This window comes from Thermocatellispora tengchongensis (genome assembly GCF_014202315.1).
In the GTDB taxonomy this organism is placed as follows: Bacteria; Actinomycetota; Actinomycetes; order Streptosporangiales; family Streptosporangiaceae; genus Thermocatellispora; species Thermocatellispora tengchongensis.
In genome coordinates this window covers 92,451-105,244 of sequence record NZ_JACHGN010000008.1, presented here as the reverse complement: position 1 = coordinate 105,244, position 12,794 = coordinate 92,451, and the positions used below count along the sequence as shown (strand labels likewise).

The following is a 12,794-nucleotide window of genomic DNA, read 5'->3' as shown; positions in this document are numbered from 1 at the left end:
GGGCCGGGCCAGGCGCGGGGGGCCGGGCCAGGCGCGGGGGGCCGGGCCAGGCGCGGGGGGCCGGGCCAGGCGCGGGGGGCCGGGCCAGGCGCGGGGGGCCGGGCCAGGCGCGGGGGACGGTGGCGCGGGCCGGAGCGGAGAACGCCGTGGTGCCGGAGGGGTGGCCGTCACAGGCGGTAGACGCGGCGGGCGCTGCCGGAGCCGGTCATGTGGGCGGCCCGGGGCGGGCGCGGAGGGCGGTGGCGCGGGCCGGAGGACGCGGTGGTGCCGGAGGGGTGGCCGTCACAGGCGGTAGACGCGGCGGGCGTTGCCGGAGCCGGTCATGTGGGCGGCGCGGGCGGCGTCGATGCTGCTCCACTCGCCCTCGTCCACGCGCGCCGCGAGGGCCCTGGCCAGGCCGCGGCGGAAGTACAGCGCGCCGAGGAAGCAGGTCTCGGCCACGCCGTAGCAGTCGGAGCTGTAGAGCTGCTTGTGGAAGGGCACGAGCTCCAGCAGCTCGGCGAGGATCGCGGGCGACCCGGCGGCGGCGTGGGTGAGCGCGAGGCCCACGTCCACGTACACGTGCGGGTACACCGCGGCCATGTACGCGGCCTGGCGGTGGTAGGGGTAGCAGTGCAGCAGCACCACCGGCAGGCCCAGCGGCTGCATCAGGCGGACGAAGCCGGTCAGCAGTGACGGGTCGCTGGCGTGCAGGTCGAGGTCGGGGTCGCCGAAGCCGGTGTGGAACTGCAGCGGCAGGCCGCGCTCGCGCGCCGCGTCGACGGCGGTCCAGATCAGGTGGCGCAGCAGCACCGGGTCGGTGAGGCGTTCGCGCGGCTCGGCGAGGCGGCGGTTGGCGGCGGCGATCACCGAGCCCCTGCTGGGCCGCGAGGGGTCGAAGCCGAGCCCGTGCCGGTAGGCGACGATCGACTTGAACCCGGCGGCGCGGGCGGCGCACTTGGCCAGCTCCTCGCCCAGGCGGTCCATGTAGTCGACGGCGGAGGGGCCGTCGGCGGCGACCTCGCGCTCGACGCGTTCCAGCCGCACGATCTCGTCGGCCGCCGCGCCGCCGAGGCGGCCCATCTCGGCCGGGGTGAGCAGGCCGGGCTCGTCGAGCCCGGTGTCGACCAGGAACGCGCCCACCCCGGCGGCGGCCAGGAGCCGCCGGTTGACCTCCTCGGCGCCCAGCTCGGAGCGGCGGGCCAGGTAGACGCCGGGCGGGGCGTGCGGCTCCAGGTCGAGCAGCGGCGCGCACCAGCGGCGGATCGCCACGCCGAGCGGGGTGTCGAAGTGGGTGGTGCCCGGCGGCGACGGCGCGTGCGACTCGGTCATGGCCAGCTCGAAGCGGGCGCGGTCGAGCTCGTCGCGCAGCACGCCGTGGCAGTGATGGTCGATGAGCGGCGCGAGCACCGCCTGCCGAGTCACCTCGGGCAGCCGCGACGGTATCAGGTCCTCGGCCCGCATGCGCCCCACCCCCGCTCTCCGGCGTCCCGGTCTGTCGTGATCACTCTACGTCCCCGCCCGCTCACGCACCTCCCCTTCGCGGGGCGGATCGCGGCGGGCGGGGACGGCGGTCAGCGGCGGGCCAGCCGCAGCACGTTGGCGATGATCCTGGCGCCCGCGCCGCCCTCGGCGGTGAGGATCGACTCGGGGTGGAACTGCACCGCGAAGCGCCGGTTGACCGGGTCCTCGATCGCCATCACCGCGCCGTCGGGGGTCTCGGCGGTGGCGGTGAACCCGCGTACGCTGTGCCGCTTGGCGTGCAGCGAGTGGTAGCGCGCGGCCACGAACTCCTCCGGCAGCCCGTCGAGCAGGGCGCTGTCGCCGGAGCGGCGCACCCGGCCGCGCTTGCCGTGCTCGGGGTACGGCAGCAGCTCCAGCTCGCCGCCCGCGTGCTCGACCATCGCCTGCAGGCCCAGGCACACGCCGAAGACCGGCAGGCCGCGCTCGTACAGGGCCTCGACCAGGGCCGAGCAGCCGAAGTCGGACGGCCAGCCGGGGCCGGGCGAGAGCACGACCAGGTCGGGGCCCAGCTCGTCCAGCATGGCCTGCGGGAAGCCGTGCCGCAGCGTGGTGACCTCGGCGCCCTGCTGGCGGAAGTAGTCGGCCAGGGTGTTGACGAAGGAGTCCTCGTGGTCCACCAGCAGCACCCGCATGCCCTCGCCGGGGAGCTCGCGCGCCGGGACGCGGGCCTCCTCCGCCGAGGCCGCGGACGAGCGGCCCACCGCGGCCAGGGCGCCGAGCAGCGCGCTGGCCTTCAGCTCGGTCTCGCGCTCCTCGGCGGCGGGGTCGGAGTCGAACAGCAGCGTGGCGCCGGCGCGCACGGCCGCGACGCCGTGGCGGATCTGCGCGGTGCGCAGGGTGAGCCCGGTGTTCATCGAGCCGTCGAAGCCGAGCACGCCGACCGCGCCGCCATACCAGCGGCGGGTGGTGGCCTCGTGGTCCTCGATGAACTGCATCGCCCACGTCTTGGGCGCGCCGGTCACGGTGACCGCCCACATGTGGGTGAGGAAGGCGTCGAGGGCGTCGAAGCCGGGGCGCAGCCGGCCCTCGATGTGGTCCACGGTGTGGATGAGCCGGGAGTACATCTCGATCTGGCGGCGGCCGATGACCTGGACGCTGCCGGGGACGCAGATCCGCGACTTGTCGTTGCGGTCCACGTCGGTGCACATGGTCAGCTCCGACTCCTCCTTGACGCTGGACAGGAGGGTGCGGATGGCCTCGGCGTCCTCGACCGGGTTGCTGCCCCGGGCGATGGTGCCCGAGATCGGGCAGGTCTCGACGCGGTCGCCGTTGACCCGTACGTACATCTCGGGCGAGGCGCCGACCAGGTGCTCGCCGTCGCCGAGGTTGAACAGGAACTCGTACGGCGCGGGGTTGCTCTTGCGCAGCGCCCGGTAGAACCCGGCGGGGTCGCCGCAGGCGGCGTGGAACACCTGGCCGGGGACGACCTCGAACAGGTCGCCGCGGACGAACTTCTCCTTGGCGGCGGCCACGACCTCGGCGTACTCGCCCTTGGGCGGGTCGGCGGGCAGCTCGGCCGGGGCGGGCACGAGCGGGATCACCTCACCGGTGCGCTCCATGCCGCGGGTGGAGACGCCGTCCACGGTGAACTCGTAGCGGTACTCCTTGCTGGTCTCGCGCTTGCGGTCGATGACCATGATCCGGTCGGGCAGGTGGAGCACCAGGTCGCGCTGGTCGGCGGGGCGCTCCAGCACCTGGCGGATCGGCTCGAACTGGAAGGCCAGGTCGTAGCCGAAGGCGCCGTACAGGCCGAGGTGGCCGTCCTCGCCCTTGAAGGCCGCGATGACCTCGCGGATCGCGGTGAACACGGTGGGCCGGCGGCTGCGCATCTCCTCGGGCAGGATGTCCTCGGACTCCGCGACGTACACCTCGACGAAGTCGGCGGAGGGCTCGCCGCCCGGCACCGGCTTGCCGGCCGCCAGCAGGCAGGTGGCCACGGCGGGCAGCACCACGCGCCCGCGCTCGTTGAGCGCGCGGGCGGAGATCCTGCGGCCCCTGGCCACGATCTCCAGGCACGGGTCCACGTAGGCGAGGTGCCAGCGGCTGTAACGGCCGGGATACTCCATGCCGGAGGAGAGCACGCCGCCCCGCCGCTCCCCCAGCGCGGTCACGACGTCGTCGAGCACCGACTCCGGCACGTCGAAGGTGGACACCTCGACGCCGACGCCGCCGGAGGTGGTATATCCGCTGATCTCCACGCTGTCTCGCCCCTTAATACCGTCTGTCAGGTGATGCCCCGGGGGCGGACATGCAGAAAGCCGCCTCTCGGGGCGGCTCATTCGCCTTCTCGCGTATGCGAAATCGAGCGCCGCCTAGAAGCGACGCCACCACTGGAGGGTCGGCTGATTTCGCATGCCGACCAGCGTAGCCGGGGCTCAGGACCCGTGCAACGCAATCCGCCCAACCGGGTGCGCCGCGTTCGCCCCGGATTCAAGCGGTCCAAGCGCTCCGGGCGTCATCCGCGGCGGCGCCGGCGGCGAATTCATGGTAAGCACGAGCCGGGCCCGGGGACCGCGGGCACTGTGGTGAGGCGACCGGTCCCCGGGCCCCTTGCGCACCCGTGCGCCTGCCGCGTCCGGTTCCGTTGCCCGCGCGCGTAGGGTCGTAGGCATGCGGGCGGCGCGGCTGATCTCACTGGTGCTGCTGCTCCAGACGCGGGGCGGCATGACCGCGGCCGAGCTGGCGCGGGAGCTGGAGGTCTCCGAGCGCACGGTGCACCGCGACGTGCTGGCGCTGGCCGAGGCCGGGGTCCCGGTGTACGCCGACCGGGGCCGGGCCGGCGGCTACCGGCTGCTCGACGGATACCGCACCCGGCTGACCGGCCTGGGGCGGGCGGAGGCCGAGGCGCTGTTCCTGTCCGGGGTGCCGGGCGCGCTGCGTGAGATGGGGCTGGCCGAGGTGGCGGCGGCGGCCCGGCTGAAGGCGGCCGCGGCCCTGCCCGAGGGCGTGCGCGACGCCCCCGAGACGGCCGCGCAGCGCTTCCACCTCGACGCGCCCGGCTGGTTCCAGAACGGCCAGACCCCGCCCGAGCTGGCCGCCCTGTCGCGGGCGGTGTGGGGCGACCTGGTGGTCACCGCGCGCTACCGCGACGAGGAGCGCACGGTCGAGCCGTACGGGCTGGTGCTCAAGGCGGGGGTGTGGTACCTCGTGGCCCGCCGCCGCGACCGGTTCCTGGTCTACCGGGTGGACCGGTTCGCCGGGGTCCGCACGGACGGGGAGCGGTTCGAGCGGGTGGCGGGGTTCGACCTGGCCGCCTTCTGGGCCGAGCACGCCGAGCGGTTCGCCCGCTCGCTGCTGCGCACCCGGGTGACGCTGCGGCTCAGCGCCCAGGGGATGCGGGCGCTGCCGCACATCGCCGACCGGGCCGCGCTGGAGGAGACGCTGGCCTCGGCGGGCGAGCCCGACGCGCTCGGCCGGGTGACCGTGACGCTGCCGGTGGAGTCGCTGGAGGTGGCCCACAGCCAGGTGCTGCGCTTCGGCGCGGAGGCGGAGGTGCTCGGCCCGCCCGAGCTGCGCGCCCGCCACGCCGCCGACGCGGCCCGCCTGGCCGCCCTGTACGCGGCCCCGGCCGGGCAGGAGGCCGGTCAGGAAGCCGGGCAGGAAGCCGGGCAGGAAGCCGGGCAGCGGGCCGGTCAGGGAGGCGGGTAGCGGGCCGCGCAGGGGCCGATGAGAGGGACGGTCAGCGGTAGCCGGTGGTGTCGGCCGGCTTGCCGGCGTCCTGCACCTCCACGATGTAGCGCCAGGCGTCGGGCCTGCTGCCGTCCACGTCGGTGAAGCCGTACTCCTTGGCGAGCTGCCCGCTGGACAGCGACCGGCCGGACCAGCGGGCGCGGGCGGGGTCGGCGGCCAGTGCGGCCACGGCCCTGCCGGTGAACGCGGGCGTCTCGGAGATCGCGAAATGCGGCTCCTTGTCCAGGGCGTCGCGCCAGTTCGCCTCGGTGACGCCGTAGATGTCCAGCATCATCTCCGAGCGCAGCCAGCCGGGCGTGAGCGCGACGGCGGTGCACCCGTGCGGGCGCAGCTCCTCCGCCTGCGCGTACGCCAGGCGCAGCACCGCCGACTTGGCCAGGTCGTAGTACAGGTTCAGCCGGTAGTGGCCGGCGTTGTACTCCAAGGTGCCGTCAGTCACCTCGACCACCAGGCCGCCCGGGTTCCTGATCAGCAGCGGCAGCGCGAAGTGGCTGGTGATGATGTGGGTGTCCACGGCGAGCCGGAGCAGGCGCAGCCCCTTGTCCAGGGAGTGCCGCCACACCGGCGTGTCCCACTCGGCGAGCGGGTCGCCGCCCCAGACGTCGTTGACGAGCACGTCCAGGCGGCCGTGCTCGCGGTCGATCCGCTCCACGACCGCCCGCACCTCCTCGGGCACGAGGTGGTCGGCGCGGATCGCGATCCCGGTGCCGCCGGCCTTGGTGACCAGCTCGGCGGTCTCCTCGATCGTCTCGGGGCGGTCCAGCTCGGAGCGGTGCTCCCGGGTGGTGCGGCCGGTGCAGTAGACGGTGGCGCCCGCCGCGCCGAGCTCCACCGCGATGCCCCTGCCGGTGCCCCGGGTGGCGCCGGCGACGAGCGCGACCGTGCCGCGCAGGTTCACGTTCTGGCTGGTGTTCTGCGTCATGCGGCCAGCCTCCCCGGAAAACAGGACATCTTCTGTCAACTTTTCCGGCGGCTTCCCCCGGCCGCCCGCGCCGGCACGGCTGTCAAGGGCCCTTACCACCGTTTTCGACAAGCGGCGGTAAATCCTCGTCGAGCGGATGAACGGTTCTTCCGCGGAGCGGGGTTGACGGGCGTGTTGACCTGGCGCGAGTGGACGCGGTCACCGCTTGCCGCGCCAACGCATCCGTTCGGCGATTGGTGAACGGCATTTCACCGCGAGGTAATTACGCTCCCGGCAGGGTCCCTGCTTGTTCGCGCTTTCGCCGCTCCGCCTGCTCCCACGCACCACCTCGCACCTGGAGATCGTGTGACCGCACAGAACGACGACCGGACGCCGCCCGTCAGGAGCGACCGCAGCCCGTGGAACTGGCTGCTGCTCCTGCCGATCGTCCTGCCGCTGCTCCCCTTCCTGTTCAACGCCGAGGAACCGGCCCTGTTCGGGTTCCCGCGCTTCTACTGGCTGCAACTGGCCTTCATCGCCGTCGGCGTGGCCTCCACCACGATCGTCTACCGGATGACCAGGCGGAGGAACGGCCGATGAGCGAGCACCTGACCGAGATCGTCATCTTCACCGTGCTGTTCCTGGTCGTCAGCGGCATGGGGTTCGTGGCCTCGCGCTGGCGCCGCCCCGAGAGCCTGGACAGCCTGAACGAGTGGGGGCTCGGCGGGCGCAACTTCGGCTCGTGGGTGACCTGGTTCCTGGTCGGCGGCGACCTGTACACGGCCTACACCTTCGTGGCCGTGCCCGCGCTGCTGTTCGGGGCGGGCGCCACCGGCTTCTTCGCGGTTCCCTACACGGTGATCGTGTACCCGATCGTGTTCCTGGTGCTGATCCGGCTGTGGTCGGTCTCGCACGTGCACGGCTTCGTCACGCCGGCCGACTTCGTACGCGCCCGCTTCGGCTCGCCCACGCTGGCGCTGCTGGTGGCGATCACCGGCATCGTGGCCACCATGCCGTACATCGCGCTGCAGCTCGTCGGCATCGAGGCGGTGCTGAAGTCGATGGGCGTGACCGGGCACCTGCCGATCGTCATCGCCTTCGGCATCCTGGCGGCGTACACCTACCAGTCGGGGCTGCGCGCGCCCGCGCTGATCGCCTTCGTCAAGGACACGCTGATCTACGTCGTGATCCTGGTCGCGATCATCTACATCCCGACGCAGCTCGGCGGGTGGAGCGGGATCTTCGGGGCGGCCGAGCAGAAGTTCGCCGCCACCCCCTCGGCCGCCGACGGCATCACGCTCACCGCCACCAACCAGTTCCAGTACGTCACGCTGGCCCTGGGCTCGGCGCTGGCGCTGTTCCTGTACCCGCACAGCATCACCGGCGTGCTGGCCTCCAAGAACCGCGACGTGATCAAGCGGAACATGTCCGCGCTGCCGGCCTACAGCCTGCTGCTGGGGCTGATCGCGCTGCTCGGCTACATGGCCATCGCGGCGGGGATCAAGCCGATCGGCACCGACACCAACACGGTCGTGCCGCAACTGTTCGACCGGATGTTCCCCGACTGGTTCACCGGCATCGCGTACGCGGCCGTCGGCATCGGCGCGCTCGTCCCCGCGGCGATCATGTCGATCGCGGCGGCGAACCTGTTCACCCGCAACATCTACCGCGAGTACCTGCGGCCGAACGCCGACGACGCCGAGGAGGCCCGGGTCTCCAAGCTGGTCTCGCTGGCCGTCAAGATCGGCGCGGTGCTGTGCATCCTCTTCCTCGACCTGCAGTTCGCCATCGACCTGCAGCTCATCGGCGGCGTGGTCATCCTGCAGACCCTGCCGGCCGTGGCGCTGGGCCTGTACACGCGCTGGTTCCACCGCGGCGGCCTGGTCGCGGGCTGGATCGCGGGCATGGGCGCCGGGATGTGGATGCTCTACAACATCCCCAACCCGGCCACCGGCAAGGCCCACTTCGGCGGCTCGGCGTTCTCGCTGGAGAAGCTGGGCTTCGACACCAAGATCACCCTCTACGCCGGCCTGCTGGCGCTGGCCGTCAACCTGGTCGTGGCCGTGATCGGCACGGTGGTCTGCCGCCGCCTGGGCATGGCCGACGGTCCCGACGTCACCCGCCCGGACCACTACCTGGCCGACGAGGGCGACCCCAGGATCAAGGACCTGGACATGAGCACCTCCTCCACCTGACGGGCCGCTCCCCCTCCCCCGCGCGACCGGCCTCCCGGCTCCCCCTGCCGGGAGGCCGGCGCGCGTTCAGCGCACCGCTCCAGGACGGCGTCCACGAGCGGGCCGGTGAACTGCGGCCCGACCGGCTCCCCTGTCACCAGCACCCGGTAGTACCGGGGCCCGACGAGCCGGCCGGCCTCGGCGGCGACGTCCAGACCGGCGTTCTACCCGGTGGAGGACGGCATGGAGATCAGTCGCCGCCTGTGAGCCGGGGCGGCACGCGAACAGGCTCGCCGTCCCCGCCGCCCCACTAGCCTTGGTCTCGCGACCATGGAGGTGGGTGTTGGGCGAGTTAGAGGTGCCGGGCTACGAGGTGCTCGGCGTCCTCGGTCAGGGCGGGTTCGGCATCGTCTACCGGGCACGCCAGTTGGCCGTGGGCCGCGAGGTCGCGCTCAAGGTGGACAACCGGGTGCTGGTGTCCGAGCGCGACCGGCGCAGGTTCATGCGCGAGGTGACCTCGGCGGGCGCGCTGTCGGGGCACCCGCACGTCGCCCACGTCTACGACGCCGGGGTGCTGCCCGACGGGCGGCCGTACATGGTGCTGGAGCTGTGCCCGGGCGGGTCGCTGCTCGACCGCATGCGCGCCGAGGGCACCCTGGCGCCCGCCGAGGTGATCGACATCGGCGTGCGCATCGCCGACGCCCTGGCCGCCGCGCACGCCGCCGGGGTGCTGCACCGCGACGTGAAGCCGGCCAACATCCTCATCAACCGGTACGGCAACGTGGTGCTGTCCGACTTCGGGCTGGCCACGATGCCGACCGGCGGCTCGTCCGGCGACCAGGTCTCGGTCACCCGCGAGGCGCTCACCCCGGCGTACGCGCCGCCCGAGGCGCTGCAGTTGAGCGAGCCCACCCCGCAGGGCGACGTCTACTCCCTGGCCGCGACCCTGTACGCGCTGATGTTCGGCCGCCCGCCGCGCTTCCCCGAGACGGGCGTCGTGAACGTCGTGGTGATCATGGCGTTGCACCGGCTGCCGATCCCCGACATCCCCGGCGTGCCCCCGGAGCTGACCGAGGTGCTCAGGCGCGCCATGGACAGCGACCCGGCCCGCCGCACCCCGTCGGCCGCGGCGCTGCGCGACGCCCTCGCCGCCCTGGCCCCCGGACGCCCCCACCCGGCTCCGGACCAGCAGGACCATCCGGCACAGGACCACCCCGCTCAGGACCACCCGGCGCAGGACCGCCCCGCCCCGGTCCACGACGCCGCCGCGGCCGTGCCGTCTCTGACCCCGGCCGCGCCGTCCTCCGCCCCTCCCCCGGTCTCGCCGTTCCCCGTCCCGCCGCCGGCCGCGGGGCCGCGCCTGGCGGCGTACGAGACCTCGCCCAAGGCGGTGCCCGGCGCGCCTCCCCCGCCGCCCGGCCTGCGCGCCGCCCCGACCTACCCGGGCGTACGGCGGGCCGACGGCGCGCGGCTGCCCGAGCCGCCCCAGACCTCCGGCTCGACGAAGGCGTTCGTCGCGGTCACGGCGGTGTTCCTGGTGCTGCTGCTCGCGGGCGCACTGATGATGGCCTTCGAGGGACGGCTGCCGGGCGGGCTGTTCGGCCAGGGCGACGACCCGGCGGTCTCCGATGCGGGCACTCTGGCGGCCGGCGCGGAGCGGTCGGAGGCGCCTTCGACCGGCGGCTTCGACGGCGTGGCGACCTACACCGAGGGCTGCCCGGCCGCCGCGGTGGCGGGCGCGGGCGCGGCCTGCGTGAAGGATCCCGAGTGCTGGGGCGGCATGCTGATCCTGACCGGCAAGGTCACGATCCGGCGGATCGCGTGCGAGGAGTCGCACGTGTGGGAGACGTACGCCATCGCGCCGCTCCCCCGTGACTCGATCACGTTCTACGCCGACGAGCTGGAGAAGCACCCCACGGTGAAGAAGACGTGCGCGGCCCGGATCATGCTCGCCTCGCGCAAGGGCGCCGCGAAGACCGTGGCCGCCTCCCGCTGGCAGAGCTCGGTGCTGCCGCCCTCGGAGGAGCAGTTCCAGCAGGGCGTGCGCACCTACCGCTGCGTGGGCTCCGTGCTCGGCCGCGAGGCCCCGGGCTCCCTGTTCCACTGATTCGCGGCCTTCGAGCCGAGGCCGCGACACCACATCCCGGGAACGCGCGGGAACTCACGGAAATGCGCGGGAACTCGCTGGAGGATGCTGGAAATCCCGGGAAATGATCGGAAGTGTCCAGGAGTGCTGTTACGCTCGCCCGCGTGAGTGACGCGTTGGACGCCCTGGAGCGGCGGATCGACGAGCTCAGGGCCGAGGTGCGCCGCGCCGTGAGGGTGCGCGACGCCGCGCTCGCCCGAGCCCTGCGCGCCGAGCTCCGGCGCGCCGAACGCGACTGGGACGCCACCGTGTCCGAGGAAGCCCTCGACACCCCGGCCACGGTGCCCGGGGACGTCCTCGACGCCTCCGGGCCCGCACCCGACGCCGCCTCCGCAGCGTTCCGGGCAGCCCTCGGCGGCCCGGCCACCGTGCCCGCGCATGCCCTCGGCACCGCCTCCATCGGGTCCGGGCAGGTGCCTGGCGCCCTCTTGCCCGGGGAAACCGCCGGCGCCCTTCGCTCCGGCGTCGCCTCCCCCTCTGCCGGCGCCTCCGGAAGCTCCGAGAGCGCCTCCGGAAGCTCCGAGAGCGCCTCCGGAAGCGGCGGCCTCCTGTCCTCCTCCTCTCGGCGGGCGGGCGGGCAGGCGTATGGCGGGCGGCGGCGGTCCGGGGGCGCGGAGCGGGCTGAGGGCGGCTCGCGGGCGGGGCTGGTGCCGGTGCGGGAGCAGGTGCATCAGGCGCTGGCCATGCTGGGGGCGCCGGCCGCGGGGCGGATGATCGTGGCGGTGCACGAGGCGTTCTTCGCGGGCGGGCTGCGGGCGGGCCGGATGACGAGCCTGCGCCGCGACGAGGAGCGGTCGTTCCGGGCGGCGCCGTACGCGCGGCCGTACTACCTGTGCGCGGCGCTCACCGAGCGCCTGTCCCCCGCCCGCGGCCTGTACGCCGTGAGCACCTGGCCGCTCGACCGCCGGATCGTGACCCCGCTGAGCCCGCGCGTGGACTTCCTGACGGCCGCCCGGCGCGTCGCCGAGCGGATACAGCTTCTGACCGGGCGCGGCGAGGAGCCCTCGGCGGCGGCGGTCCGCCTGCTCGCCCGCATGGCCAGGAACATCCCCGGCGCCATGCCGGGGGACGTGCTGCCGCCCGACCCGGCGGACGTGATCCGGGCCGCGGCGGCGGAGCTGGAGGTGCACCTGCCCGCCGACGCCGCCGGCCGCGCGAGCGCGGCGCGGCGCGCGGCGCGGCAGCTCGCTGACGTGGAATGCCTGTTCGGCGCCGCTACGCTGAGTGACGCCGCACGAAAGGGAGCATGATGAAGGATCGGCTCGATGCCCTGCGCGGCCCGGTGCCGCCGCTGGCGCACGACGCCCGCGCGATAGCGGCGCTGGCCGCCAACCCGGGCTGCGCGCGCCGCGCGGTGCTCGACGCGGCGGGGGTCGACAAGGAGCTGACGGCCCGGCACGTCGGGTTCCCGGCGCCGTTCGGGCGGTCGCGGTTCGCGATCACCCGGGGCGACGCCTTCGAGGCGCAGGTGAAGGAGTCCGGCTGCGCCGAGCTGCTGCGGCTGCTGCGCGAGGTGCTGCACCTGCCGATCCCGGAGGTCGCCTACCACGACGTGTCCGACGTCGGCGCGCACCTGCGGCACTCCCACACCCGCCGCCTGATCGACCGGGCGGCGCGCGACGACGGCGACGCGGGGACGTTCTACGACCATCCGCTGTTCGCGCTGGAGATCGCGGGCCACACGTCCTACCTGGAGCCCGACGTGATCGCCTTCCGGCTGGGCGGGCGGTTCCACGTCGTGGAGATCAAGTCGTTCCCGGTGATCGACGGCCAGGCCGACCCGGTCAAGGTGGCGGCGGCGGCGCGGCAGGCGGCGGTGTACGTCCTGGCGCTGCGCGAGCTGCTGCGGGAGCTGGGGCACGACCCGATGCGGGCCTCGCACGAGGTGGTGCTGGTCTGCCCGGAGAACTTCGCCAACAAGCCGGTCGCGGCGCTGCTGGACGTGCGCAGGGAGCTGGCCGTGCTGCGCCGCCAGCTCGCCAGGATGGCCCGGGTCGAGGACCTGGTGGCCTCGCTGCCGGAGGAGCTGACCTTCGACCTGGCCCGCGACGCCTCCGGCATCCCCACCCGGCCGGCGGCCGAGCTCGCCGACGCGCTGGGCGCGGTGGCCGCGCGGTACGCGCCGGAGTGCATGTCGGCCTGCGACCTGTGCTTCTTCTGCCGCGACGAGGCGCGGGCGTGCGGCTCGACCGACCTGCTGGGCCGGCACGTACGCGACCAGCTCGGCGGGGTGGCCACCGTGTCGGAGGCGCTGGCGCTGGCCGAGGGCGCCCGCGAGCCCGCCGACGGCCAGGACGAGATCGCCCGGCTGCTCCGCTATGCCGGCGAGCTGCGCGCGGAGTGCCTGGAGGGCCTGGAACTGGAAGGGGCGCGGTGAGGG

9 protein-coding genes are annotated in these 12,794 nt (G+C 74.1%); 6 read left to right on the top strand and 3 right to left on the bottom strand.

The window, feature by feature from the left end; all coding sequences use genetic code 11:
* Positions 1–282: 282 nt before the first annotated feature.
* Both HNP84_RS19820 and HNP84_RS19815 read right to left on the bottom strand, forming a co-directional pair.
* Complete coding sequence (locus tag HNP84_RS19820; protein WP_185051252.1) at positions 283–1,443, bottom strand: amidohydrolase family protein; 1,161 nt, start codon at positions 1,441–1,443, stop codon at positions 283–285.
* 110 nt (positions 1,444–1,553) lie between these two features.
* Positions 1,554–3,701: an anthranilate synthase component I gene (locus tag HNP84_RS19815; RefSeq protein WP_312925258.1), complete on the bottom strand. Its 2,148-nt coding sequence runs from the start codon at positions 3,699–3,701 to the stop codon at positions 1,554–1,556.
* Between the two features lie 412 nt (positions 3,702–4,113).
* Here HNP84_RS19815 and HNP84_RS19810 point away from each other — a divergent pair, with 412 nt between their 5' ends.
* Positions 4,114–5,151 carry a helix-turn-helix transcriptional regulator gene (locus tag HNP84_RS19810; protein ID WP_185051250.1) on the top strand — a complete coding sequence of 346 codons (1,038 nt, stop codon included), beginning with the start codon at positions 4,114–4,116 and terminating at the stop codon, positions 5,149–5,151.
* Positions 5,152–5,182: 31 nt separating this feature from the next.
* Here HNP84_RS19810 and HNP84_RS19805 read toward each other — a convergent pair whose 3' ends face one another.
* Positions 5,183–6,115 (bottom strand): SDR family oxidoreductase, encoded by a 933-nt coding sequence (locus tag HNP84_RS19805; protein ID WP_185051249.1) that lies wholly within the window; start codon positions 6,113–6,115, stop codon positions 5,183–5,185.
* Between the two features lie 345 nt (positions 6,116–6,460).
* On the opposite strand from HNP84_RS19805, the gene HNP84_RS53185 reads away from it, so the two are divergent.
* From HNP84_RS53185 to HNP84_RS19780, 5 genes are all read left to right on the top strand, one after another.
* Entirely contained in the window at positions 6,461–6,694 is a 234-nt protein-coding gene (locus tag HNP84_RS53185) for a DUF3311 domain-containing protein (protein WP_185051248.1), read from the top strand.
* Positions 6,691–8,289 (top strand): monocarboxylate uptake permease MctP, encoded by a 1,599-nt coding sequence (gene mctP, locus HNP84_RS19795; protein WP_185051247.1) that lies wholly within the window; start codon positions 6,691–6,693, stop codon positions 8,287–8,289. Before HNP84_RS53185 ends, mctP begins: the two co-directional genes overlap by 4 nt.
* A 319-nt stretch (positions 8,290–8,608) precedes the next feature.
* Positions 8,609–10,375, top strand: coding sequence for a serine/threonine-protein kinase (locus HNP84_RS19790; protein ID WP_185051246.1), 1,767 nt, complete (start codon positions 8,609–8,611; stop codon positions 10,373–10,375).
* A 143-nt stretch (positions 10,376–10,518) separates the two neighbouring features.
* Positions 10,519–11,664, top strand: coding sequence for a hypothetical protein (locus tag HNP84_RS19785; RefSeq protein ID WP_185051245.1), 1,146 nt, complete (start codon positions 10,519–10,521; stop codon positions 11,662–11,664).
* On the top strand, positions 11,661–12,791 hold the full coding sequence (locus tag HNP84_RS19780; RefSeq protein ID WP_221336489.1) for a hypothetical protein: 1,131 nt from the start codon (positions 11,661–11,663) through the stop codon (positions 12,789–12,791). The genes HNP84_RS19785 and HNP84_RS19780 overlap by 4 nt, the downstream gene beginning before the upstream one ends.
* Positions 12,792–12,794: the final 3 nt, after the last annotated feature.

Bases quoted from the DNA above. Each gene is read 5' to 3' on its own strand.
- HNP84_RS19805 (WP_185051249.1), bottom strand. From the start codon at position 6,115: ATGACGCAGAACACCAGCCAGAACGTGAACCTGCGCGGCACGGTCGCG.
- mctP (WP_185051247.1), top strand. From the start codon at position 6,691: ATGAGCGAGCACCTGACCGAGATCGTCATCTTCACCGTGCTGTTCCTG.
- HNP84_RS19820 (WP_185051252.1), bottom strand. From the start codon at position 1,443: ATGCGGGCCGAGGACCTGATACCGTCGCGGCTGCCCGAGGTGACTCGG.
- HNP84_RS19780 (WP_221336489.1), top strand. From the start codon at position 11,661: ATGATGAAGGATCGGCTCGATGCCCTGCGCGGCCCGGTGCCGCCGCTG.
- HNP84_RS19810 (WP_185051250.1), top strand. From the start codon at position 4,114: ATGCGGGCGGCGCGGCTGATCTCACTGGTGCTGCTGCTCCAGACGCGG.